Annotated in this window: 21 protein-coding genes and 1 pseudogene; 9 read left to right on the top strand and 13 right to left on the bottom strand. The window is 34.6% G+C overall.

The features are described from left to right. Positions 1-63 precede the first annotated feature (63 nt). The 4 genes from GKZ88_RS20850 to GKZ88_RS20835 all read right to left on the bottom strand — a co-directional run bounded on the left by GKZ88_RS20850 (position 64) and on the right by GKZ88_RS20835 (position 7453). Complete coding sequence (locus GKZ88_RS20850; RefSeq protein ID WP_155104240.1) at positions 64-2853, bottom strand: TonB-dependent receptor; 2790 nt, start codon at positions 2851-2853, stop codon at positions 64-66. A gap of 304 nt (positions 2854-3157) precedes the next feature. After that, positions 3158-5008 carry a glutamine--fructose-6-phosphate transaminase (isomerizing) gene (gene glmS / locus GKZ88_RS20845; protein ID WP_155104239.1) on the bottom strand — a complete coding sequence of 617 codons (1851 nt, stop codon included), beginning with the start codon at positions 5006-5008 and terminating at the stop codon, positions 3158-3160. A gap of 9 nt (positions 5009-5017) precedes the next feature. Beyond that, on the bottom strand, positions 5018-6628 hold the full coding sequence (locus GKZ88_RS20840; RefSeq protein WP_155104238.1) for a DUF4270 domain-containing protein: 1611 nt from the start codon (positions 6626-6628) through the stop codon (positions 5018-5020). Positions 6629-6646: 18 nt separating this feature from the next. Continuing rightward, the gene (locus GKZ88_RS20835; protein ID WP_133527102.1) at positions 6647-7453 is read right to left on the bottom strand and encodes a glycogen/starch synthase; all 807 of its coding nucleotides are present in this window, start codon (positions 7451-7453) and stop codon (positions 6647-6649) included. A gap of 108 nt (positions 7454-7561) precedes the next feature. Here GKZ88_RS20835 and panC point away from each other — a divergent pair, with 108 nt between their 5' ends. From panC to GKZ88_RS20810, 5 genes are all read left to right on the top strand, one after another. After that, entirely contained in the window at positions 7562-8410 is an 849-nt protein-coding gene (panC, locus tag GKZ88_RS20830) for a pantoate--beta-alanine ligase (protein WP_155104237.1), read from the top strand. Positions 8411-8424: 14 nt separating this feature from the next. Then, positions 8425-8775, top strand: coding sequence for an aspartate 1-decarboxylase (panD, locus tag GKZ88_RS20825; RefSeq protein WP_035652866.1), 351 nt, complete (start codon positions 8425-8427; stop codon positions 8773-8775). Positions 8776-8977: 202 nt separating this feature from the next. Beyond that, positions 8978-10132 (top strand): alpha/beta hydrolase-fold protein, encoded by a 1155-nt coding sequence (locus tag GKZ88_RS20820; protein ID WP_155104236.1) that lies wholly within the window; start codon positions 8978-8980, stop codon positions 10130-10132. After that, a complete protein-coding gene (radA, locus tag GKZ88_RS20815; protein WP_035652862.1) occupies positions 10132-11493 on the top strand; it encodes a DNA repair protein RadA in 1362 nt (453 codons plus the stop codon). Before GKZ88_RS20820 ends, radA begins: the two co-directional genes overlap by 1 nt. A gap of 20 nt (positions 11494-11513) precedes the next feature. After that, a complete protein-coding gene (locus tag GKZ88_RS20810) occupies positions 11514-13478 on the top strand; it encodes a biosynthetic peptidoglycan transglycosylase (protein WP_155104235.1) in 1965 nt (654 codons plus the stop codon). 171 nt (positions 13479-13649) lie between these two features. On the opposite strand, the gene GKZ88_RS20805 is transcribed toward GKZ88_RS20810, so the two are convergent. From GKZ88_RS20805 to GKZ88_RS20795, 3 genes are all read right to left on the bottom strand, one after another. Further along, the gene (locus GKZ88_RS20805; RefSeq protein ID WP_155104234.1) at positions 13650-14687 is read right to left on the bottom strand and encodes an aldo/keto reductase; all 1038 of its coding nucleotides are present in this window, start codon (positions 14685-14687) and stop codon (positions 13650-13652) included. Between the two features lie 266 nt (positions 14688-14953). Further along, the gene (locus GKZ88_RS20800) at positions 14954-15898 is read right to left on the bottom strand and encodes an OmpA family protein (protein ID WP_155104233.1); all 945 of its coding nucleotides are present in this window, start codon (positions 15896-15898) and stop codon (positions 14954-14956) included. Between the two features lie 182 nt (positions 15899-16080). Continuing rightward, positions 16081-16842: an exodeoxyribonuclease III gene (locus GKZ88_RS20795; protein ID WP_155104232.1), complete on the bottom strand. Its 762-nt coding sequence runs from the start codon at positions 16840-16842 to the stop codon at positions 16081-16083. A gap of 120 nt (positions 16843-16962) precedes the next feature. On the opposite strand from GKZ88_RS20795, the gene GKZ88_RS20790 reads away from it, so the two are divergent. Continuing rightward, entirely contained in the window at positions 16963-18765 is a 1803-nt protein-coding gene (locus tag GKZ88_RS20790) for a lysophospholipid acyltransferase family protein (protein WP_155104231.1), read from the top strand. Between the two features lie 106 nt (positions 18766-18871). Here the strand turns inward: GKZ88_RS20790 and GKZ88_RS20785 are convergent, their stop codons facing one another. The 3 genes from GKZ88_RS20785 to GKZ88_RS20775 form a co-directional block, all read right to left on the bottom strand. Continuing rightward, complete coding sequence (locus tag GKZ88_RS20785) at positions 18872-19126, bottom strand: TM2 domain-containing protein (protein ID WP_155104230.1); 255 nt, start codon at positions 19124-19126, stop codon at positions 18872-18874. A 183-nt stretch (positions 19127-19309) separates the two neighbouring features. Then, on the bottom strand, positions 19310-19585 hold the full coding sequence (locus tag GKZ88_RS20780; RefSeq protein ID WP_133527093.1) for a TM2 domain-containing protein: 276 nt from the start codon (positions 19583-19585) through the stop codon (positions 19310-19312). Between the two features lie 190 nt (positions 19586-19775). Then, on the bottom strand, positions 19776-20738 hold the full coding sequence (locus tag GKZ88_RS20775) for a 2-hydroxyacid dehydrogenase (protein ID WP_155104229.1): 963 nt from the start codon (positions 20736-20738) through the stop codon (positions 19776-19778). Between the two features lie 183 nt (positions 20739-20921). On the opposite strand from GKZ88_RS20775, the gene nhaA reads away from it, so the two are divergent. The 3 genes and pseudogenes from nhaA to GKZ88_RS22560 form a co-directional block, all read left to right on the top strand. After that, complete coding sequence (gene nhaA, locus GKZ88_RS20770) at positions 20922-22058, top strand: Na+/H+ antiporter NhaA (RefSeq protein ID WP_155104228.1); 1137 nt, start codon at positions 20922-20924, stop codon at positions 22056-22058. Positions 22059-22068: 10 nt separating this feature from the next. Then, a complete protein-coding gene (locus GKZ88_RS20765; RefSeq protein WP_155104227.1) occupies positions 22069-22368 on the top strand; it encodes an antibiotic biosynthesis monooxygenase in 300 nt (99 codons plus the stop codon). 184 nt (positions 22369-22552) lie between these two features. Continuing rightward, positions 22553-22801, top strand: a pseudogene (locus GKZ88_RS22560) (cytochrome c); the annotation flags it as partial. A gap of 76 nt (positions 22802-22877) precedes the next feature. Here the strand turns inward: GKZ88_RS22560 and proC are convergent. The 3 genes from proC to rsmA all read right to left on the bottom strand — a co-directional run bounded on the left by proC (position 22878) and on the right by rsmA (position 25895). Continuing rightward, complete coding sequence (gene proC, locus GKZ88_RS20755; protein ID WP_155104225.1) at positions 22878-23663, bottom strand: pyrroline-5-carboxylate reductase; 786 nt, start codon at positions 23661-23663, stop codon at positions 22878-22880. A gap of 113 nt (positions 23664-23776) precedes the next feature. Further along, on the bottom strand, positions 23777-25126 hold the full coding sequence (gene mgtE / locus GKZ88_RS20750) for a magnesium transporter (RefSeq protein ID WP_133527087.1): 1350 nt from the start codon (positions 25124-25126) through the stop codon (positions 23777-23779). Then, positions 25110-25895, bottom strand: coding sequence for a 16S rRNA (adenine(1518)-N(6)/adenine(1519)-N(6))-dimethyltransferase RsmA (gene rsmA, locus GKZ88_RS20745; RefSeq protein ID WP_155104224.1), 786 nt, complete (start codon positions 25893-25895; stop codon positions 25110-25112). The genes mgtE and rsmA overlap by 17 nt, the downstream gene beginning before the upstream one ends. Positions 25896-25916 lie beyond the last annotated feature (21 nt).

Raw genomic sequence — 25916 nt, 5'->3', positions numbered from 1 at the left:
CGTTTTATTTTCATTTGAGAAAATGGAAAGAAAACCCTACTTCATCAAATTAACTTCTTTCAATTATGGATTAATTGTCCAAGAAGCAAACCACATCTGACCAATTGCTCCAGCACCAATTACCTGAAGATAATCTTTTCCGAAAAGGTTAGTTGCTCCTACTTTAATAACTGATTTAAGCTTTGGAATACCATAATTCACCTGGGCATCAAGAACTGTATTTTCTGGAATCATTCCATCTCCGAAAGAAGATTGCCATAAATATTCTGTGTTCCATCTTACATTTACATTAAATCCTAAATTTTTAGCCACTTTTGCATTTCCAAGAGAAGCTTTGATTCTGTGTTTTGGTGTATTGAATCCTGCCACAAAACCTGGATCTTCTGATTGATCAAAAGTAAACTGAGCATAGTTGTAGTTAACACCTAATTCAAAATCTTTATATACTTTTTTAGACAAACCAACTCCAAAACCAAATGAAGAAATTTGTGCTGTTGTATTGGTATAAACTTGATAAACTCTTCTGTCTCCAAAAGCAAGAGCAGCATAAGTCATTTGTACATTTGGATCTGCTGCATTTGTTCCTACTGTACCATAGTAAGGAGAAATAACTCTAGCAGTATTCATAAAATCATTGTAGATATTATAATAAGCATTCAAATCGATTGACAAATCATTTTGAACTACAGAACGGTATCCAGCCTCAAAAGCCTGAACTCGCTCTGGTTTTACTAAACCAATATTAGCTACTTGAAGATCTCCAGGGTTTGCAGAAGCTGCAAATGCCTGAACAGATGCTAAAGTATAAGCATTGTGATAAGCATTTTGACCCGATAAATTTACTGTAGCTGGAGCACCGGCTGCCTGACCCGCTAAACTAACCGGCATTGTTTCTTGAAACCTGTCTAAGTTTTCAGGTGCAGAACCAATTAAAGCGAATGGTCCTAAATCTAAACCAATATATTGATCTTGTGTTGTTGGGTTACGGAAACCTGTTTGATAAGATGCTCTGAAGTTATGTCTTTTAGACTCGCCTGCAGCATATGTAAACGAAACTCTAGGTGAAACGTTTCCGTCGAAATTCTGGCTTTTATCATAACGAATAGATCCTGTAAATTTCAATCTGTCATCAAGCCATTTTTTTTGTAATTGAGCATAAGCTCCATATTCTTTATATTCAATTGGACCGTCATAATCTGTAAAGATTGTTCCTTCAGAATCCATGATGTATTTTCTCCAAGATCCACCTACTTGAATTTCAGCCCATTTTACTAAATCTTTGAAATTATAATTTACATCTGAATGATATAATTTCGAATGATCAATAAATTTAGCTCCTTGAGTCAAATCAGGATTTGCAATTACTTTTGCAAGAGCATTGTTAAACTGTGCTGAACCCGGTTCAAATCTAGCAGAACCTGTTGGTTTTGGAAGAAAAGATAAAGCAGGAGGAAGAATATTATAATCTGCAAAATTTCTAGCAATTGCAGCAGATTCATTTGCATTTGTTCCCATTACAGCACCAGAATACTGATATGCAGTCGCATAATTAGTAAACCATTCTGTATCTGATTTTGCAGTTCTGTTTACGTTCCACGCAGCAAATCTCATATCATAAGAATCTCCAGCATCTTCACTTGTAAAATAAACTCTTCCAAAGAAGTTTTTACCTTTTACTTCAAATTTACCTTGCTGCATTAAGAAATCTTTCAAAGCATATCTGTTTGCTCCTTGATAAATAGTACTTCCTGTACCAATTTTATATTGAAGAATAAACTCAGTATCATCTTTCCAAGGTTTAAAGTGTGCACTGAAATCCGCTTTCATACTCTTAACTTTATTGTCTGTTAAGTCTTGCTCACGATATCCTGTTCTACTTACTTGCCCTACGTTCGGAATAAAAGTAGTAACCTCATCACCGTAGATATTTAATCCATCATAATTCTGATTCACTGCGTGACTATCTCCACCACTTGTCATACTTCTTTTATCAGCAGCGATCCATTCTGTAGCTTCCATATAAGTGAAATTAGCTTTTAAAGCGAAAGTTTCTGTAAACGCTTTTGCAGCTCTAATTCCGAAGTCATTGTAATCATTAGTTCCGGCAGCATCCTGAGATGTTTGCCCATATTTATAGTAAACACTGATCCCTTCATTAGTAAAAGGACTTTTACTATTCATAAACATAATACCATTAAAAGCATTTGCACCATAAAGAGCAGAAGAAGCACCAGGCAAAAGCTCAACACTAGCCACATCAATATCTGAAACACCAATTAAATTACCCAAAACAAAATTTAATGCCGGCGATGAATTATCCATTCCATCAACCAATTGCATGAAACGAGTATTTGCTACAGTTGCAAAACCACGCGTATTGATTGATTTGAACGAAATACTGCTGGTATTAAAATGCACCTCTTTCAAGTTTTCTAAACCATCATAAAATGTAGCCGCTGTGGTATTTTTAATTTCTTGAATTCCCATTCTTTCAACAGTTACAGGAGATTCAATGATTCTTTCAGGAGTTCTGGAAGCCGAAACTACAATTTCATCCAATTTAGTTTCTTCATCTTTCAGTACTACATCAATTTTTTGATTTAAAGATGTAACACTAATTGTCTTTGTTTCAAAACCGACAGCAGACACCTTAAGTGTAAAAGGCGGTTTAGAAGTAGTGTTCAACTTAAATGTACCGTCAAAATCAGTCGAAGTTCCACCTGAACTTCCTACTATATTAACATTGGCACCAGGGATAGATTGTTTGTTACTATCGGTAACAGAACCAGTAATTGAATTCTGCGCAAAGGAAACGCCGCAGAAAAACAACATAATCAGCAAATACACTCTCATTTGGGTTAGGTTTTTGGTTAGTTTATCTAGCCAAAATACAAATATTTTTGATATTAATAAAAAAACGTTAAAAAAAATTAATATAACGCATAAAAATTGTTAGTATTTTAACTTTTTCACATAATGTTTTATTCAATTAACAGCAATAACGAGGCTTTTCAAATCTTAAATAGTATGCATACATATAAAATTTGATTAAAAAATTGAGGATTTAATAAAAATACAGGGGGCAGAAAAAAAATATGATAATAAAAAAAAGCGAGACCAAAATCTCGCTTTTTTAACATTTATATATTTTAAGATATTACTCTACAGTAACTGATTTTGCCAAATTACGCGGCTGATCGACATTACAGCCTCTCATAACAGCAATATAGTAAGAAAGCAACTGCAATGGAATAGTTGTAATTAACGGAGACAATGCATCTGAAGTTTCAGGAATTTCGATTACATAATCAGCTAATTCACGAACTTGAGTATCACCTTTAGTAACAACAGCAATAATTTTACCGCTACGAGATTTAATCTCTTGAATGTTACTTACAATTTTATCATAGTGACCTTGCTTAGGCGCAATTACAATAACCGGCATATGCTCATCAATCAAAGCAATAGGACCGTGTTTCATCTCAGCGGCAGGATATCCTTCAGCGTGGATATATGAAATCTCTTTTAATTTCAAAGCTCCTTCAAGCGCAACTGGGAAATTATACCCACGGCCTAAATAAAGACAGTTTGGCGCATCTTTAAAAGCGGCAGCAATTTCTTTTGCTCTATCATTTGTTTCCAATGCTTCAGCAACTTTTTCAGGAATTATTTCTAATTCTTGCAGGTAAGTATGGAAATCTGTATTTGATAATGTTCCTTTAGCTTTTCCTAATCTCAAAGCAATCATAGTTAAAACTGTGATCTGAGTAGTAAATGCTTTAGTAGAAGCTACTCCAATTTCTGGTCCTGCGTGTGTATAAGCACCTGCATGGCTTTCTCTTGAAATAGATGAACCTACAACATTACAAACTCCAAAAACAAAAGCACCGTTTTCTTTAGCTAATTTAATAGCAGCCATTGTATCAGCAGTTTCTCCAGATTGAGAAATTGCAATTACAACATCATTTTTATTGATAATTGGGTTTCTGTATCTAAACTCAGAAGCATATTCAACTTCAACAGGAATACGTGTAAATTCTTCAAAAATATACTCTGCTACTAAACCTGCATGCCATGAAGTACCACATGCAACAATTAAGATTCTTTGTGCATTTAGGAATTTCTCAAGATTATCTTCAACACCTGCCATTTGAACAATTCCTTCATTTGCATGAAGTCTTCCTCTGTAGGTATCTTTAATTACACTTGGCTGTTCGTAGATTTCTTTTAGCATGAAATGATCATAACCGCCTTTTTCAATCTGCTCCAAATTCATTTGAAGTTCTTGAATATAAGGATCAACTAATGAATCATCTTTTATTTTTCTAACTTTAAGAGGCTTGTGCAATCTAATGTTTGCCATTTCACCATCTTCAAGATAAATTGCATTTGAAGTATATTCAATAAATGGAGAAGCATCTGAAGCAATAAAATATTCACCTTCGCCAACACCAATTGCTAACGGGCTTCCTAATCTTGCCGCAACAATTTCATCCGGATTTTTTTTATCAAAAACTGCAATTGCATAAGCACCTACAACTTGGTTTAAAGCAATCTGCACTGCCTTACCTAATTTGATATTTTCGTTTTTTTGAACTTCTTCAATTAAGTTTACTAAAACTTCTGTATCTGTATCCGATTTAAAAGTATAACCTCTCTTGATTAATTCTTCTTTCAGCGGTGCGTAATTTTCGATAATTCCGTTGTGAATGATAACCAATTCACCAGAATTAGAAAGGTGCGGATGTGAATTCACATCATTTGGCACTCCGTGGGTTGCCCAACGCGTATGCCCTATACCAATAGTTCCGTTTGTTGTAAAACCATCTTTTGCTTTAGCTTCAAGATCCGAAACTTTACCTTTTGTTTTACAAAGCTTCACTCCAGTTTCGTTGTCAAACAACATAACACCGGCACTGTCGTAACCTCTGTATTCGAGTCGTTTTAATCCCTTGATAACAATAGGATACGCCTCTCTATGGCCAATATATCCAACAATTCCACACATATATATTTATTAATTTGGTTTCGTGTAGTAAATTTCGAGTCTCAGTCTCTTAGCTTCTGCAACGGTTGATTTTCCACCATAAAGCACAGTTCCTAACGGTCCCATAACCGAACCTCTCGGCGCTTCTGAAATAACGTTGTTTTTTAATTTTAATTTATTTGAAGTAATCACCCCAATGTCTTCAGTAACAACTAAACCTAGTTTCACGTTCGTTGCTGTAGCATCTTTTATAAGATTTCGAATATGATTCGTAATTCTTACTTTATAATAAGTACCACGCTTACTTGTAGCATCAATATTGATAATACCGCCAAAAACATATTTTGTAGCTTTAGGATCATTTGCAAGTGCAGTAGAAGTACCATCAGAATAATCAATTAAAGGCACATTATTGGTCAAATCATAAAGATAAACTCTTTTTGGTTCTTCGGCTTGAAAACCGCTGCCATCTTTTACCCCCATTTTATCAGTATCAATATAGAAAACTAAATTCGCCTCATTTACAAGCCAATTTTTAGTTCTAATCTCAGCCAACTTAGACGCAAAGCCATTCAACTCTATTACAGCAACAGATCCTTGTCCTCCTTTAATATAAAGACTTTCATCGCCGTCGGTTCTGTTGATATTTCCGTCTGATATTGCATTTGTATAATTTACACTCTTCGCATCTTGCTGCAGACTTGCCGTTGCTCCAGTCAAATTAATCGTAATAGTCTTCTCTTCCATTGTTTCAGGAGCATCAGTAGTAATTGCGGTTTTTGCTTTGTATTTAACAACAATTTTACCTGCCTTTGCAAAATCAATCAAAGCCATATTAGCAGGCCCGCCTGTTGATCTTGCCACTTTGAAATATAATCCTCTAAAATAATCCTGAAACACCGTTGCTGACGATAATTTTTCAGCAGGAGCCTGCAGAATTTTTTTCTTAAAAAATACAGTATCTAACATCAATCGCATTTCTGGTGCCACTTTTGTCGATGTTTCTTTTCCACTGGCATCAACAGTTTTGTCTGTTATTTCAGCATTATTAAAAAAGAACTCTGTATTTTGACTTTTATCACTTGAATTATTTAACTTTTCTCCAATTTTATATGTATCAAAAGTTGTATTTTCATCTGTATAATACAATTGAGGCAATTGCGTACCATTATCAAAAAAACTGCTTCGCATTTGAACTCCAGATTCGTAAACACTTAAATCAAGCTTTCCTTTTGGGTCTCCAAAAATAGAATCTAAAGCAAAAGTACGTGCACCAGTAGTAGCATCAGTAGCCGTAACATGATTAAAATAAGGAACACTCAAAGTCACACTCTCAATAACAGGAGCTTCACCAATTGTAGGAGCATATTCAGACAAAGCAACCTGAGTCGCATAATTACCAGTCGTTGTCCCCATAACAGGGTTATCGTAAATACCCAAAACATTTGTTGCCAAACCGTTTGACTGAACAGGCGTTATTTCTTGATTATAGGCTAAAACATCGTATTTCTCAGGCGTCAAATCAAAATGATTATCCCCAATTAACTCATCGCCTATCGCATTAAAATCTCTATCACAGGAATATAAAAAAACAACCGTTGCCGCTATTAGAATTTTCTTAATAAAAGAAGTATTATACATGTTTAAATTTAAAATTAATTAAAGACCCATTTTTCTGTAGAAATTTGTATACGCCTCAGCGAATGCATCTTTCGGGCCGAAAGGTAAAAAAGGTTTTCCTGAAGATTCTATAAATTTTGTTAAACTTGGGGAAACATTTTCAGAGGCGATAATTACAGCATCTGAATGTAATATACTTGCTTTTAATATATTCTCATAATTAGGAACTTCCAAGTCAGAAACAGATTCATGAGGCACACCGTCAAATTTAACTTTGTTGATCATTTCCATATCTAAGTTCTCATCGAAAGACTGTCCGTAAACCGATGTAACAATTTTAGTTTCAGAAAACAAAGCTTCATTTTTATAATAATGCTTCATATATATAGGAAGCATCGCTGCAAGCCAGCCATGAACATGAATAATATCTGGAACCCAGTTCAATTTTTTAACTGTTTCAACAACTCCTTTGGCAAAAAATATAGCACGCTCATCATTATCAGGATATAATGCGCCTTCTTCGTCTGCAAAAGTTGCTTTACGTTTAAAATACTCGTCATTATCAATAAAATAAACCTGAATTCTTTCTTTCGGAATTGAAGCGACTTTAATAATCAATGGCATATCTAAATCATTCACTACCAAATTCATTCCAGAAAGCCTGATCACTTCGTGTAATTGATGTCTTCTTTCGTTGATATTTCCATATCTTGGCATGAAAATTCTTATCTGACCTCCTTGATCGTTAATCATTTTTGGAACGTCATACGACATTAAAGAAACCTCATTTTCAGCCAAATAAGGCACGACTTCAGATGATACATATAATATCCTCTTATCTTTCATAATAGTATTTTACTTAATTTTTGGTAATAAAAACGTTGCAAAATTACAAAATTTTATGCAGTTTATAACTAATATATTATGTTTGCATAAAATTTTAATAATACCGACATGCATATTTTTTACGGTAAAGTAGCCCTGATAGCCTATTTAAAAACTATCAAAACAGCAAGTTCAACTATCGGATTTGTACCAACCATGGGGGCTTTACACCAAGGGCATCTGGCTTTAATGCAGCGATCACTTAAGGAAAACAACGATACCGTTGTAAGTATTTTCGTAAACCCTACTCAGTTCAATAATCCAGAAGATTTAGAAAAATACCCTCGCACTCTTGAAGAAGATGTAAAAAAAATGAGAGGATTAAGTGACAAAATAATTTTATACGCTCCTTCTGTCGAAGATATTTATGAAGGAAACACAATTTCGCAAACATTTGATTTTGACGGATTAGAAAATCAGATGGAAGGAAAATTCAGACCAGGACATTTTAACGGAGTCGGAACTATTGTAAAACGTCTTTTTGAAATCGTAACTCCTACAAATGCCTACTTTGGAGAAAAGGATTTTCAGCAGCTTCAAATTGTTAAAAAACTAGTCGAAAAAAATAATTTGCCTGTAAATGTTATTGGCTGTCCCATTTTTAGAGAAGAGAACCTTTTAGCGATGAGTTCTAGAAATGAGCGTCTTTCTGCCGAAGAAAGAAAAGAAGCTTCAATTATATACAAAGTAATTACTGAGGCCAAGGAAATATTCCAAAAAGGTACTCCCGAAGAAACCATCAAATTTGTCGAAGATGCTTTCAAGGACAATCCTAGATTTGAACTTGAGTATTTTGTAATTGCTGACGAATCTACATTATTACCAATTGATCATAAAATTATAGACAAAAAATACCGTGCATTTATAGCGGTATTTGTTAATTCTATAAGGTTAATTGACACCATTTCATTAAATTAAATTACCTTTGCTGCATGCAAATTCAAGTTATAAAATCAAAAATTCATCGAGTAAAAGTTACTGGAGCTGATTTAAATTATATTGGCAGTATTACTATTGATGAAACTCTTCTAGAGGCCTCAAATATTATTGAAGGCGAAAAAGTATCTATTGTTAACATTAATAATGGCGAGCGTTTTGAAACTTATGCTATAAAAGGTATAAAAAATTCAGGCGAAATCACTCTTAACGGCCCGGCCGCAAGAAAGGTTCAAAAAGACGACATTATTATCATTATATCCTATGCAACCTTGGAATTTGAAGAAGCTAAAACCTTCAAGCCATGGATCATTTTCCCAAATGAAAATGATAATTCGCTGACGTAAATCGTATATCACACTTACTTTCAATCTTAATTTGTCAAAAATATTTTGCACAAACAGATTTTCTATTGTCTTAAATCAAAAAACGAATTAAACGTAGGAAATCATTGCTTTTTTTTCAATCCCAAAATACTTAAAAGCAAATAAAGTATTATATTGCCATACTATTTTCAATACTTTTTAATTCACTGAAATGCCACAAATCATGAAAAAAGCCTACCTACTGCTTGCATTCATATCCGTTTCTGTTTTTTCTCAGAAAAAATTCGACAATATTAAGTCTGAAAAGCTGGGAGAAGAACGACGAATAACAATTGGACTTCCTCCTTCTTACGATGAAAAATCAGATCGAACATATCCTGTTTTGTATCTTTTAGACGGAGATTATTTGTTTGATCCATTTTCTGGAGCTGTGAGTTATGGCTCATACTGGGATGATATTCCGGAAATGATTATTATTGGAATTCATCAAAATAAAAATGGTGAACGTGAAGACGATTCGACAATTGATCAAAATGAAGGCCTGCCGTTTGAAAAAGGAGCGAAATTTTTTGAATTTATAGGTGCCGAATTGATTCCATATATTGAAAAAAAATACCACACAGCATCTTTCAGAATTATAGCTGGTCATGATATTACGGCAAGTTTTGCTAATTTTTATTTATATAAAGAAGAGCCAATTTTTAACGCCTATATTTGTTTAAGCCCTGAATTGGCACCAAAAATGGAAGTTAGAATAGCAGAAAAATTTGCAAAAATCCAAAAACCTATATTTTATTATCTTTCTGCAGGAGAAGGTGATATTAAAAAAATAAAAGAGCCAATTGAAAAATTAAACAGCAATATTAAAGTCGCTAATAATCCGTTAGTAAATTACAAATACGACGTATTCAAAAACGCAACGCATTATACTGAGGTTCTGCACTCGATTCCGAGCGCTTTGTACCAAATTTTTGAATCTTACAGACCAATAAATTCTGCTGAATACAATGACAAAATAGCCGTTCTTGAAACAGGTTATGCTGATTATTTAGAAAAGAAATACGCAACAATGTCAGAAATATTAGGCTACCAAGTTCCTGTCAGAATGAGCGATTTTAAAGTAATTGAAAACATTATTTTAAAGAAAAATGCTTACGATGAATTAGGGAAAATGGCTGAAATTGGAAATGTAAATTATCCAAAAGCCATGTTAGGTGAGTATGAATTAGGTTTGATGTACGAAAAAATGGGCGACCCTAAACATGCTTCAAAAAAATACCAAAATGCTTCTCAAATGGAACCAATTGGAGATTTGAACAAGGATTTGATGTATGAGAAAATTGACGAAATGAATACGCTTGTTAAAAAAACCAAATAATGTCAAAAGTTAAAACTTCCTTTTTTTGCCAAAACTGCGGCACTCAATATTCTAAATGGCAAGGGCAGTGCAACGCATGCAAAGAATGGAATACCATTGCTGAAGAAATTATTCAGAAGCAGGAAAAAGTGGCTTGGAAAAGCGAACCAACTTCGACAAACAAAGCGCCAAGACCGTTAAAAATTGACGAAATTGATTCGGCTCAGGAAATTCGTATGGATACTACTGACGGCGAATTGAATCGTGTTTTAGGCGGCGGCATTGTTCCGGGATCTTTGACACTTTTAGGCGGAGAACCTGGAATTGGAAAAAGCACACTTTTACTTCAAATCTCATTAAAATTACCTTATAAAACTTTATATGTTTCTGGAGAAGAAAGTCAGAAACAAATAAAAATGCGTGCTGAAAGAATCACGCCAAACAGCGACAACTGTTATATTCTAACGGAAACTAAAACGCAGAATATCTTCAAACAAATTGAAGCGATTCAGCCGGAAATCGTAATCATCGATTCAATTCAGACTTTACATACTGATTATATTGAATCAACAGCTGGAAGCATTTCTCAAATCAGAGAAACAACCGCCGAATTGATCAAATTCGCTAAAGAAACCAATATTCCCGTTATTTTAATTGGGCATATTACCAAAGACGGAAACATCGCTGGACCAAAAATTCTGGAACATATGGTCGATACCGTTCTTCAGTTTGAAGGCGACAGAAATCATATCTATAGAATTTTGCGTTCATTGAAAAACCGTTTTGGTTCCACTTCTGAACTTGGAATTTATGAAATGCTCGGAAGCGGTTTGCGCGAAGTAAGCAACCCGTCAGAAATATTGATTTCACACAAAGACGAAGAATTATCAGGAACCGCAATTGCCACAACACTTGAAGGCATGCGCCCGCTGATGATCGAAATTCAGTCGCTTGTAAGTACAGCCGTTTACGGAACACCACAAAGAAGCACAACTGGCTACAATGCCAAAAGACTCAACATGATTTTGGCCGTTTTAGAAAAAAGAGCCGGATTTCGTTTGGGTGCAAAAGACGTTTTCTTAAATGTCACAGGAGGAATTTCTGTAGATGATCCTGCGATTGATCTTGCGGTTGTTGCTGCCATTTTATCATCAAACGAAGATATTCCGGTTGGTAAAGGTTTCTGTTTTGCAGGCGAAGTTGGATTGTCTGGCGAAATTCGTCCGGTAAACCGTGTTGACCAACGCATTCAAGAAGCCGAAAAATTAGGTTTCGACACGATTTTTGTTTCTAAATACAACAAAATAGCTTTAAAAAATACAGGAATCAAAATTGAACTTGTAGCAAAAATTGAAGATGTTGCCAGCATTCTTTTTGGGTAATTTCTATTAAAAATACCACTATGAATTTTCCAAAACAAAAAATATTCAAAGCGCTAAAAATACTTGCTGTATTATTAGTTTTGCTTTGCATCGGGTTATACTTTTTTCGCGATTCACTTTTAAAACAAGCCATTGCAAAAGTTACCCATAAAATGGCGGTTGACTACAACAGCGATTTTTCTATTAAAGAAGCCTCTTTTAACGGTTTATCAACTATTAAATTAACAGATGTCGTTTTGGTTCCTAAAAATGCCGACACACTTTTTAAAATTGAAAAAATTGAAACGAGCATCAGTCTAAGCAATTTATTGATTGGCGATGTTCAGGTTGGAACTTTAAAAGTCAATAATGGTTATGTCCAATTAGTCAAAAAAGGAAAAATTCGCAACTTCGATGCCTTCTTAAAAAGAAACAGCGACGATACTGAAAAAAGTGAAAAACGTAAATACGGTGCTTTTGCTTACCGAATTATCTCGAAATTACTGAATCTCGTTCCGACTGATATGAATTTGGAAAACTTCCAATTCAAAATTGACGATAATGGCAAAAAAACGAATGTCGCAATCAACAAACTGGTTTTAGACAACAAACAGCTTGAAACCAATATTCATGTGGTAAGCAAAGATTTTGATCAGAAATGGAATTTAAAAGGATTTGCTGATCCAAGAAATCAAAAAGCTGATATTCGCTTTTTTAATTTAGACACTGGAGCAATTAAAGTTCCTTATCTTGATGAACGATACAACTTAAAAGCCAGCTTTGATTCGATCCGCTTAAATGTCGAAAAAATTGACAAAAGCGGCAGTGAACTTCATATTGACGGTTTCACTTCGATTACCAATTTAAAAATTAATCACCCAAAAATTGCCAGCAAAGATGTTGTGATCAAAAATGCCCGTTTTGATTACCGCTTTTTGTTAGGGAATGATTTTATTTCGATTGACAGCACTTCAACAATGACGCTGAATAAAATAAAACTGCGCCCATATGTTTCTTACGATACTGAAAAAGATACCGTTTATACACTGAAAGTTGATATTCCAAAAATGAAGGCGCAGGATTTTATTGTTTCACTTCCTGATGGTTTATTTACTCATTTTCAAGGAATGCAGGCAACCGGTAATTTTGATTATAAACTGGATTTCAAATTCAACAAAAACAAACCAAATACGCTTGTTTTTGACAGTAAACTCAACAAAGAAGATTTACGAATCACTAAATACGGCGAAGCCGATTTGAACAAACTAAATGGCGAATTTGTGTATCGTGCGATTATTCAAAACGTTTTGCAGCGGCCAATTTTAGTTGGAAATGCAAATCCGAATTACACGCCTTTAGATCAAATTTCACCTTATTTGAGGAAATGCGTTTTAACGACTGAAGATCCATCGTTTTTTTCGCATCGTGGCTTTATAAATGAAGCTTTCAAACAGTCTATTCTAAAAAACATCAGAACTAAAAAATTCTCGCGCGGTGCAAGTACAATCAGCATGCAATTGATTAAAAATGTGTTTTTGACGCGAGAAAAGACGCTTTCGCGAAAGCTGGAAGAAATTCTATTGGTTTACATTTTAGAAAACAACCGAATTGTAAGCAAGGAAAGAATGCTGGAAGTGTATTTCAACATTATCGAATGGGGACCAAATGTTTACGGAGTTGGCGAAGCGAGTCATTTTTATTTCCAAAAAAGTCCTTCAGATTTAAATGTGGATGAATGCTTATATTTGGCAACAATAATTCCGAAACCAAGAAAATTCATGTATCAATTTAATGATCAAGGTAATTTGAAAGATTACGCCTTAAAGAATCAAAAGTTCTTAAAGAATTTAATGTTCCGCCGAGGTCTGTTAGTTCCTGAAGACACACTTGGACAATTGCCGGTTTATATTTCAGGAAACGCGCGTTCTTTAATTAAAATCAAAGCGCCGGATTCAACTGCGGTCAAAAATGATTCTTTGGCTGTTGATGATGAGTTTGATTTGTAATTGCTGGATAAGTGAAGTTTAACCGCAAGGTCCGCTAAGATTTACGCAAAGCACACAAAGATTTTTTTACTTATAAAAAGAAATCTTTGTGTGCTTTTTCTATTATTTTTCTTAATTAAAGCATTGCGGACTTTGCGTAAATCTTTGTGTGCTTTGCGGTTAAATGCTATTTTAAGGTGCCGGATCAGGAATAACTGCCTGAACAGCATCAATTTCAGCCAGGATTTCTTTAGAAAGCACTACATCAATTGTATCAATATTTTCTTTTAATTGTTCCAATGTTGTAGCACCAATAATGGCACTTGTCAAAAACGGCTGCTGCAATACAAATCCCATTGCTAATTGCGTCAGCGTTAAACCATGTTTTTTAGCGATTTCCTGATACAATTTTGTCGCTTGCGTACATTGTTCGCTATTGTAACGTTTATATTGCGGAAAAAGATTAATTCTCGCTTTCGGGTGACTTTCTCCAGTTAAAAATTTCCCGGTAAGAACGCCAAATGCTAGTGGCGAATAAGCCAATAAACCAACATTTTCATATTTTGAAACTTCAGCCGAATTCACTTCAAAAAGACGGTTCAATAAATTATACGGATTTTGAACGGTTTTGATTCTTGGCAGATTTTGGTATTTGCTTTCTTCCAAAAGACGCATCATTCCCCATGAATTTTCGTTAGAAACTCCAATGTGCTTGATTTTCCCTTCTTTGATTAATTCGTCAAAAGTTTCAAGAATTTCCCTGAAATTGTCTTCCCAGACATCGTTATGTCCGTGAAAAGCGCGCTGTCCAAAATTATTTGTTTTTCTTTCCGGCCAATGCATTTGATACAAATCAATATAATCTGTCTGAAGTCTTTTTAAACTATTTTCAACAGCGAATTTTATGCTTGCAGGCGAAAAATCCACTTTCTCGCGCATGTACCCAAAACTCGGATTTGGACCAGCAATTTTTGACGCCAAAATCACTTTATCACGATTTCCCGTTTTTTTAAACCAAGTTCCTATGATTTTTTCTGTGCTTCCGTAAGTTGCTTCACTTGCCGGAACTGAATACATTTCGGCTGTATCAAAAAAATTAACGCCTCTTTCAAGCGCGTAATCCATTTGCGCGTGTCCTTCAGTCTCCGTATTCTGCTGACCGAAAGTCATTGTGCCGAGATTGATTTTACTAACTTTTATATCGGTGTTGGGTAATGTAGTGTAGATCATTTTTTTGAGGTTCTAAGGTGCTGAGATACTAAGATTCTAAGGTTTTTATTTTAAATAATAAAGCTTCAAATATACGACGGTATTCTTCAAATGAAAATTTCACAAAAGTTAAAAAATCTACAAGATTTTTTTTGAGGCGCTAAGTTGCTAAGATACTAAGATTCTAAGGTTTTTCTTTTTTAGAATAAAAAAAAGGGGGTTCAAAGTTTTACTTTGAACCCCCTTTTTTAAATCTTAGAATCTTAGTACCTCAGAACCTTAGCCTCTTAATTAATACTATTAAGCATTTCAGCAATTTCATCTAATCTTGGTGTCAAGATAATTTCGATTCTGCGGTTTTTAGATTTTCCTTCTGCAGTCGCGTTGCTTGCCAAAGGAGAAAATTCGCTTCTTCCCGCTGCTGTTAATTTTTGTTTGTTGATTTTAGTATTTTCACTTAAAATAGCCACAATTGCTGTCGCTCTTTTAGTTGATAAATCCCAGTTATTTGCAATTGGTCCTGAACCAGCATACGGATCATCATCTGTATGTCCTTCAATTAAAACAGAAAGATCTGGATTGTCGCCTAAAACTTTTCCAAGTTCGACAACTGCTTTTCTTCCTTCAGTTCCAACCGCCCAGCTTCCTGAATTGAAAAGTAATTTGTTTTCCATAGAAACATATACTTTTCCGTTTTTCTGTTCCACTGTCAAACCTTTACCTTCAAAACCATTTAAAGCTTTAGATAAAGTTTCTTTTAGTTTGCGCATTGATTCTTCTTTAGCCGCAATCATATCTTCAAGCTCTTTTAATCGGCTTGCCGTTTTATCTAAACGAGCTTGTTCATCGGCCAATTTTTTAGATTTTGCTTCTAATTGTGCCAAAAGATCACGGTTTTTAGCCATGTTGCTTTCTAATGCATCGTTGCTGTTTTTCTCTAAGGCATTATAAGAATCCTGCAGCACTTTGTATTTTTTTTGCTCCGCCGCAAGATCAGCTTTTAGTTTTGCAAGATCATCTTTTGTGCTTGCCAGATCTTTAGTCAGTTTATCGCGATCTAATTCCAGCTGATTTTTTGCCGTTTTCAATCCAGCGTTTTCATCAGCAATAGAACGGTTTTCTTTTTTTAGATCCGAATATTTGTTTTCAAGATCATTGTAAATCTTTTTGGATACACATGAAGTCATAGACAAAGCTAAAACTACTAATGCGATAGAGGTTTTTTTAATCATTTTACTTTTGGTTTTTATTTGGGGCTTTATTAATAATTCAAATTTCTTGTTACCTAGAAGCCCTAGCCCTGATGGAAACGGCATCCTTTTGTGGCGGGGTTCGCCGCAAAAGATATAGTGTAGAGCAGGAAACAGCTCCTAGAACAAAATTGATACATTGTTAACAAGAACAATACCAAACTTTACTCGATTTCGACTAATACTGGGCAGTGATCTGAGTGAACAGCATCTGGAAGAATAACAGCTCTTTTTAAACGATGTCCCATTGAATCACTTACCAAATTATAATCGATACGCCAGCCTTTGTTATTTCCTCTGGCTCCGGCGCGGTAACTCCACCACGAATAATGATGCGGGTCTTTATTGAAATGACGGAAACTGTCTATAAAACCTGATTTCATAAATGCATCAAGCCAAGCACGTTCTGCCGGCAAAAATCCAGAAACCGTTTTATTGCGGACCGGGTCGTGAATATCAATTGCTTCGTGACAAATATTATAATCACCGCAAATAATCAGATTCGGAATTGTAAGTTTCAGTTCGTTTATATAGGTTTGAAAATCATCCATAAACATAAATTTATGATCCAATCTTTCAATATTTGTTCCCGATGGAAGATACAGACTCATTACAGAACAATCCTCAAAATCGGCACGCAAATTACGTCCTTCAAAATCCATATGATGAATTCCAGTTCCGTACACCACTGCTTTTGGTTCTGTTTTAGATAATATCGCAACGCCGCTGTACCCCTTTTTAGTTGCAGAATAATAATATTGATACGGATAGCCGGCCGCCGTTATAGCCTCAACCGGAATCTGATCCTGTGTTGCTTTAATTTCCTGAAGGCAGATTACATCAGGGTTTGCAGCTTGTAGCCATTCAATAAACCCTTTAGTTATGGCAGCACGAATTCCGTTTACATTATAAGAAATAATTTTCATCTTGGTAATTTTTTTAGGATTCCAAATGTAATAAAAAAGTGGAAAGTTTATGATTGAATAAAGGAAAAGTAGAGTTTTTTGTTATCTTTGTTCGCTGCTCTAATAATTTAAAAATAGTACATGGGTTTAGTTACCGCGAAAGAAGTTGCAAAGGCAATAAATGTTGATAAGTACGGAGTATTCGGTACTTTTTCAGGCTGGATTCTTATGAAGGTTCTTAAGATCTCAACCCTGAATAAAATTTATGACCATAATAAACATTTAGAGGATCTTGCGTTTCTTAACGGAATTTTGGATGAGATGGAAATCAAATTTGAAATCCCGGAAGAAGATTTAAAACGTTTACCAAAAGATGGCGCATATATCACCATTTCTAATCATCCGCTTGGAGGAATTGATGGTATCTTACTTTTGAAATTAATGCTCGAGAGAGAACCTAATTTCAAGATTATTGCAAATTTCTTGTTACACAGAATTGTTCCGCTTAAAAAATACATCATGCCGGTTAATCCTTTTGAAAATCATAAGGATGCAAAATCAAGCGTGGTTGGAATCAAAGAAACTTTACGCCACTTAAGCGACGGAAAACCGTTAGGGATTTTCCCAGCTGGAGAAGTTTCAACTTACAAGGATGGAAAATTAATGGTTGACAAACCTTGGGAAGAAGGCGCTTTGAAATTAATCAGAAAAGCAAAAGTTCCTGTTGTACCCATTTATTTTCATGCTAAAAACAGCAAATTATTCTATTGGCTTTCAAAAATTGATGACACTTTGCGTACAGCAAAACTTCCATCAGAATTGCTTACGCAGAAAGACCGTGTAATCAAAGTTCGTATTGGAAAACCAATTTCTGTAAACGAGCAAAACGAAATTGAATCGTTTGAAGAATACTCAGAGTTTTTAAGAAAGAAAACCTATATGCTTGCCAATCCTTTTGAAAAAGATACCAAACTAATTGACACCGCAAGCTTAAAAATCCCGAAAGCGCCTAAAAAAATAGCAACTCCGGCCAACGAATCAAAAATGATTGCCGAAGTTGATGCTTTAAGAAATAGTGACTGCCGTTTATTACAAAGTAAAAACTATGAAGTGTTTTTTGCCACAGCAAAATCAATTCCTAATATTTTACATGAAATTGGGCGTTTGCGTGAAATTACTTTCCGTGAAGTTGGTGAAGGAACCAACGAATCGATCGATTTAGACCAATACGATCAATATTATCACCACATGTTTTTATGGGATGATGAAACCAAGAAAATCGCAGGAGCTTACCGTATGGGATTAGGTGCTGAGATTTATCCGAAATACGGAATTGAAGGTTTTTACCTGACTGATCTTTTTAGATTTGAACAGGAACTTCACGATATGATGCACAAATCTATTGAAATGGGACGTGCTTTTATCATTCGCGAATATCAGCAAAAACCAATGCCTTTATTCTTGCTTTGGAAAGGTATTATTCACACCACTTTACGTTATCCAGAGCATAAATATTTATTAGGAGGCGTAAGTATCAGTAATCAATTTTCAGATTTCTCTAAATCATTGATGATTGAGTTTATGAAGTCAAATTATTACGATCCTTATATTGCACAATATATTCATCCGAAAAAAGCATATAAAGTAAAACTGAAAGATGCAGACAAAGACTTTATTTTTGATGAAGCCGAATCTGATTTGAATAAATTTGATAAAATAATTGACGAATTGGAACCAGGAAATTTACGTTTGCCGGTTTTAATTAAAAAATACATCAAACAAAACGCGAGAGTTGTTGCTTTCAATGTCGATCCGTTATTCAATAATGCCGTTGATGGCTTAATGTATATCAGAATTGCTGACATTCCAGAAAGCACGATGAAACCAGTTATTGAGGAATTTCAAATTGAACTAGAAAAGAAATTATCTGAAAAAGAAGATTAACAGATAATCTCTCCAAATAAAAAAGTCCCATCTGCAAATGCAAATGGGACTTTTTTAATTACAATTTTATTTAAAACTAGTTTGTCAAATTCTATTTATCACTAAACTAGAACCATGCTTTTTTACCAACTTGGTAAGTTCTGTAGAATTCATCATCTGGTTTTGTCAAGTAAATTATTCCTTCCACAAATCCAATCACGCCACCCATCCCACAAGTAACAATACTAATTATTAATTGAATAATTCCTTCTTTAGTGTATCCTAAATAAAACTTATGAGCACCAAAAGCACCCAATAGAATTCCTAGAATTCCCGCTACAACTTTTTTATTCTCTACATTTTCTGGTTTGTTATTTTCCATTTCTTTCAATTAGTTAAGGTTTGTAATTTTAAGATTTTTCTTAAAAATCAGCCAAAAATATCAAACCGAAAAGAATCATTTAGAACCTATAAGACATCACTATATTAAAAAAAGACATTTTATATTTTATAAAAAACAGAATAAAAAAAATCCCACTTCAAATGAAATGGGATTTTTTATTATTTAAAACCAGCCGCGATAGCCTACTTGATAAGTCTGATAAAATTCTTCGTCTGTTTTTGTCAAGTACAAAATTCCTTCAATTATACCAATCACACCGCCTACACCACACATTAAACCTAAAAGCAGGTGAATAATACCTTCTTTAGTATAACCTAAATAAAATTTATGAATCCCAAAAACACCCACTAAAATGGCCAGAATTCCTGCTGAAATTTTTTTATTTTCTTCTCGTGGCCGTGATGGAGTATTCCAAGCCTCGTACTTTGTGTTTTCCATTTTTTAAAAGATTAATTAAATCCTACTCTTTTAAGGATTTTCGGCCGCTCCTTTTCGAAAATATTGTTAAAAATCTAACGACAATATTAACAAAAAATAACTTTAAAAACTAATCGAAAATATCGAATTTACAGAAAATACCTATTATAAAATAACCACAACGCTATATTAAAGTACAAATCTTTAAAAATTATGCTTTGGAATCTCCATCAGCATAAACCGCTTTGATTTTATCGACAATCACTTGAGCCAAACGTTCATGGCTTTCAAAAGTCCATCCCGCGATATGCGGCGTAAGCAAAACGTTTTTAGCTTCCAGCAAATATTGAAATGCTTCAGGCGTGTTTTTATCTTGAAATAATGTCTCAAAAGATAATTTCTCATACTCCAAAACATCCAAACCTGCACCTAAAACCTTTTTTGCCTTCATAGCTTCAACCAAATCTGCCGTGACAATATTTTTACCGCGTGAAGTATTAATGATCCAAAATGGCTTCGAAAATGCGTTTATAAAAGCAGCATTGACCATTTTGTCTGTTTCTGGTGTCCACGGCAAATGAAGACTCAAAACATCGGCTCTTTTTTGTAATTCCGGCAATGAAACCTGTTTGGCATTTTCATCACCAATATTTTCTAAAATATCATAAAACAAAACTTCTGTTTCAAAACCTCGAAGTTTTTTGGCGAAAGCTTTTCCCATGTTTCCGTAACCGATAATTCCAACCGTTTTTCCATCCAATTCATGTCCGCGGTTGCTTTCACGATTCCAATGTCCGGCTTTAATCTCGGCGTCAGCCTGATTTAAATTGTTAAAGAGTGACAATATTACACCAAGCGAATGTTCTGCAACTGCATTTCTGTTTCCTTCCGGAGCCGCGATTAAGTGAATTCCTTTTGTTTCGGCATAATCACAATCGATACTTTCCAGGCCCGCTCCCACTCTTGCTATAAATTGCAAGTTAGTTGCATTATCTAAAAAAGTCTTGTCAATCTTGAAACGGCTTCGAATTACAATTCCGTTATAATCCTGAATTTTAGCTTCAATCTCTTCTTTCGAAGATTTAAAATCGGCGTGATTTTCAAAACCTGCTTCTTCTAATTGATTCCATAAAATTGGATTATTGCTGTCTATGTGAAGAATTTTTACACTCATTATATTTTGAATTTTATAAATACAAAAATACGGTTAATTTAATATTCCATCCCTATTAAAAATCTCTATATCTGCGCGTCTTTGCAGCTAAACTTTTTTATTGTTCCGATTTTCTTTAACTTTGAAAATACTTGCCTTCGAAGAAATCCCTTCCCGTTTTAAATCTTCAAAACCTTTTCTAAAATGAAATTGACCAAAACTTTTAATTCTTTCTTTAATAACGAAAAATCTGGAGGACTGCTCTTGTTATTTGTAACAATCTGTTCTTTGTATTTAGCAAATTCAGCTTATTCGGCAGAATATGTTGCTTTTTGGGAAAAAGATTTGGGAGGACATTCTATCACACATTGGATTAATGACGGCTTAATGACCATCTTTTTTCTTTTGATTGGTTTAGAATTAGAACGCGAAATTTATCATGGAGAATTATCAAACATAAAAAATGCTTCATTGCCAATTATGGCTGCTCTTGGCGGTATGCTCGTTCCTGCAGCAATTTTTCTGGCTTTAAACTTTGGCACGGCAACTCAAAACGGAGCAGGAATTCCGATGGCAACCGATATTGCTTTTGCCATTGGGATTTTATCTCTTTTAGGCAAAAAAGTTTCACCGTCACTAAAGGTATTTTTAACCGCTCTTGCCGTAATTGACGATTTGGGCGCTATAATTGTCATCGCCGTTTTTTACACCACTTCAATTGCTTTTGTAAATCTTGCAATAGCTTTAGGAATTTGGGGTCTTCTTTTTATTCTGAACAGAATGAAAGTAAACAATATCATTCCGTATTTAATTGGCGGAATAGTAATGTGGTATTTTATGCTGAATTCTGGTGTGCATGCGACTATTACGGGCGTTATATTGGCCTTTGTAATTCCGTTTGGAGATGGAAGCGAAAATTCATCATCGTATAAACTGCAGCATTTTTTACACAAACCTGTTGCTTTTATCATATTACCGCTTTTTGCTATTGCAAATACTTGTATTTCTATAGCGAACGATTGGCACGAAGGTTTAAATCATCCTAACACCTTTGGAATCATACTCGGATTAGTTATTGGAAAACCTCTCGGAATTGTTCTTTTTTCTTCGATTGGAGTGACAGCTGGTTTATGTGCGTTGCCAAAAAGCTTAAAATGGCCGCATCTTTTAGGAGCAGGAATGTTAGGCGGAATTGGTTTTACAATGTCAATTTTCATTACCATTTTAGCGTTCAAAGATCCTGAAACAATTGTTTTTTCTAAGATAGCCATTTTAATTGCTTCGCTACTTTCAGGATTCTTTGGATTCGTCTTTTTAAAATATACGTTGAATAAAAAATAACTCTAAAATCATGATCGCGAGAATCTGGCACGGAAAAACAAAACTTGAAGATTATGAGGTTTACACCGAATTTATGATCACAACTGCTATTCCCGATTATGAAAAAACAACGGGATTTGTGAAACTTTCCTTTTTGAGAAATATCAAAAATAACGAAGGCCGTTTTACACTAATTACATATTGGGAAAATCTGGAAGTAATCAAGAATTTCGCTGGAGAAGATTTTGAAAAAGCAAAATATTATCCCGAAGATGAGCAATTTCTTTTAGAATTTGAAGAACATGTTGAACATTTTGAGGTATTTGCTTAATCAAAAAGATATCATGAAAACAATAAGACAAATACTTACTCTATCAATATCAATTATAATAGTTCTAGCTGGTTTTATACTATATCAAGCAGCAACATATGAAGATCCACTTCCTGCCTTTTATTGTCGAATTTCTGTTCCTTTTTGTGGAACGAAAAATCCTAAATTAACAGAAAATCAACAAAAAGGAAAAGAAATTTTCAATTCGAATTGTGCTGCTTGCCACAAACTAGATGCCAGAAGCACTGGTCCAGCACTTCGCAACTTAGATTCACACGTCTTTGTAAAATGGATGATCGATAAAAATCACAAAATTGACAGTTCTAAAATTGAAAAATTAGGAATCGATTATCACAGAACAATGTTTAAAGATTATATAAATAAAGAAAATCTGCCTTTAGTAATAGAATATTGTTCAAGCCCGCGTTATTAAATTCTAAAAATAAAAAATTCCAAACTCCAACTAAAAAATTGGAATTTGGAATTTAAATATTGAATATTAATATTTTTTACTTCAACAAACCTTTTATCTGTTTCAAAGAAGTCTTGATTCCTTTTATCAATGACGAACTGAAACCGTTGTGCTCCATTTCATTTAAACCAACAATTGTACAGCCTTGAGGCGTTGTTACACGGTCGATTAATTGTTCTGGGTGCACTTTTTCCTCTAATAACATTTTTGCAGCTCCTTTTGCTGTTTGTGCCGCTATTGCCAAAGCTGTGCTAGAATCAAATCCTATTTCGATTCCGGCCTGCATAGAAGCGCGGATATAACGTAATGCATATGCTGTTCCGCAAGCGCCTAAAACAGTTGCTGCATCCATTAATTTTTCGTCAATAATAGGAGCAGTTCCTAAATCCTGAAATAAATCCACAATTGGCATAGCTTCTTCACGATCTGTTTCTGGAAAAGAAATACAAGTTGCCGATTCTCCAAACTGCGCTGCAATATTTGGCATAATGCGAACAACCGGATATTCGTTATTTGTTTTTGACTGAAGCATATCCAAAGACAATCCACTTACTGCCGAAGCGATTGTTTTGTCTTTGATAACGGGCAAAATTTCAGCCAAAACCGTATCAACTTGATAAGGTTTTATAGTCAAAATCACAACATCAGCTTCCTGAATATTGTGTTTATTATCGTTAGACACTGTAATTCCGTATTCAGATAAGTATTGAATACTGGCAATGTTTCTTCTCGTAACTGTAACTTGATTGTTTTTCGAAAATTTAGCAATTCCCAAGGCAATAGAAACGCCAAGGTTTCCTCCTCCAATAATGTGTACTTTCATTTTGCTTGGTTTTAATTTATTTCTAGCTGATTATCATCTAATTCTTCAGATTGCAAATTACATAGAATTTAAAGATTTTAAATCACTGCAATCTATTAATTTGTGCCAAAAATCTAAAACCCAAGAATCATTTTAGCTACACCAAAATAGAGCATAATTCCAAATACATCATTAGTTGTCGTAATAAACGGACCTGTTGCAATTGCAGGATCAATTTTATTTTTATGAAGAAAAAGTGGTACCAAAGTTCCTAAAGTTGCTGCAAACAAAATCACAACAATCATCGAAATTGAAATAGCCACACCTACTAAATATTGTCCATACATAAGAGAATGATATCCAAGCAAAAGAAACGAAATAATACTTCCTGAAATCATTGAAACCGTAAGTTCTTTACTGAAATAACTACGGCTGAATTCCTTCAGAGTTCCATTTGCCAAACCCTGAACTACGATTGCCGAAGCCTGAACACCAATATTTCCAGCCGTTGCTGATAATAAAGGCACAAAAATAATTAAGGTAGAATATTTTTGAAAAGCGCTTTCGTTATCTTTCAACACGAAAGAAGCAACAATTTCGATTACCATTCCAATTAAAAGCCAAGGCAAACGTGCTTTTGTCAATTCCAGCACACTGTCATTACTTTCAATGTCCTGGGTAATACCCGCTGCTAACTGGTAATCTTTATCGGCTTCATCCTTGATCACATCTACGATATCATCGATTGTAATTCTGCCAACCAGACGGCCCAATTCATCTACAACCGGAATAGCTTCCAAATCGTATTTCTGCATGATACGCGCTACCTCAACATCTTCTGTATCGACGTTTACAAAATTTAGTTTTCGAATATAAATATCCCCAATTTGAGTTTTGGTAGAAGTCGTCAGTAAATCTTTAAGAGATAATCTTCCTTTTAAACGGTTTTCATCATCAACAACATAGATCGAATGTACTCGGGAAACGTTTTCTGCCTGAATTCGCATTTCTTTTACACAAGTCAATACGTTCCAGTTTTCGTTGACTTTCACAAGCTCTTTTCCCATCAAACCACCCGCCGTGTTTTCATCATAGCGTAATAATTCGACAATATCTTTTGCGTGTTCAACATCGAGCAGCTCCGAGATAACTTCTGCTTTGATTTCCTGCGAAAGCTCAGCGATAATATCGGCGGCATCATTTGTTTCAAGCTCATCGAGCTCTTCAGCAATTTCTTTTGGTGAAAGTCGGCTTAAGATATTTTCACGCAGATCATCTTCTAATTCAAGAAGAATTTCGGCTGTTTTATCACTATCTAAAACCTTAAAAATATAGGTAGCTTCGTCAAAATCCAATTCATCAAGGATTTCAGCGATATCAGCATGGTGAAGATCATTAAGTAAAATTTCAAGTTCGTTGTCATTTTTCTTAACGATATGTTCCTCTAGTTGTTGGATAAATTCTTTGCTAACTTTGAACTCCATCGGCTTCTATTTTTTGAGTCAAAACAATAAATTCGTCAACGCTAAGCTGCTCAGGACGTTTATCAAAGATAGTGTCTTCTCGCAAATTATCTGATAAATTTAATGTTTTCAAACTGTTACGTAATGTTTTTCGTCTTTGCTGAAAAGCCGTTTTTACAACCGTAAAAAATAACTTTTCGCCACAAGGAAGACTGTAATCTTCCTTTCGGGTCATTTTCATCACACCCGACTTGACCTTGGGCGGAGGAATAAAAACATTTTCGCTTACAGTAAACAAATACTCAGTATCATAGAAAGCCTGTGCCAGCACAGACAAGATTCCGTAGGCTTTTGATCCTTTTTTCTCGCAGATTCGCTCTGCAACTTCCTTTTGAAACATTCCTGAAAATTCAGGAATCTGATCTCTAAACTCCAATGTTCTAAAAACAATTTGAGTTGAAATATTGTACGGGAAGTTGCCAATTATAGCAAACTGTTTGTTTTCGTAAACCTGATTTATATTGTATTTCAGAAAGTCTTCTGAAATGATATTTCCTTTTAATTTTGGATAATTTGCATCCAGATACGCAACAGATTCTGTATCAATTTCGATTACTCGTGTATGCACAGGCTTGTCAAGTAAATATTTAGTAAGCACACCCATCCCTGGTCCTATTTCTAACACCTCATCATATCCTTTTAAGCTTAAAGTATCGGCAATTGCTTTTGCGATGCTTTCGTCTTTAAGGAAATGCTGTCCTAAATGTTTTTTGGCTTTTACTTTTTCCATTTTCTTACTTGTTTTGCCACG

This window comes from Flavobacterium sp. LC2016-01, assembly GCF_009711135.1.
Lineage (GTDB): Bacteria > Bacteroidota > Bacteroidia > Flavobacteriales > Flavobacteriaceae > Flavobacterium.
The sequence above is the reverse complement of the archived record's forward strand: the minus strand, read 5'-3'. Positions and strand labels throughout refer to the sequence as shown.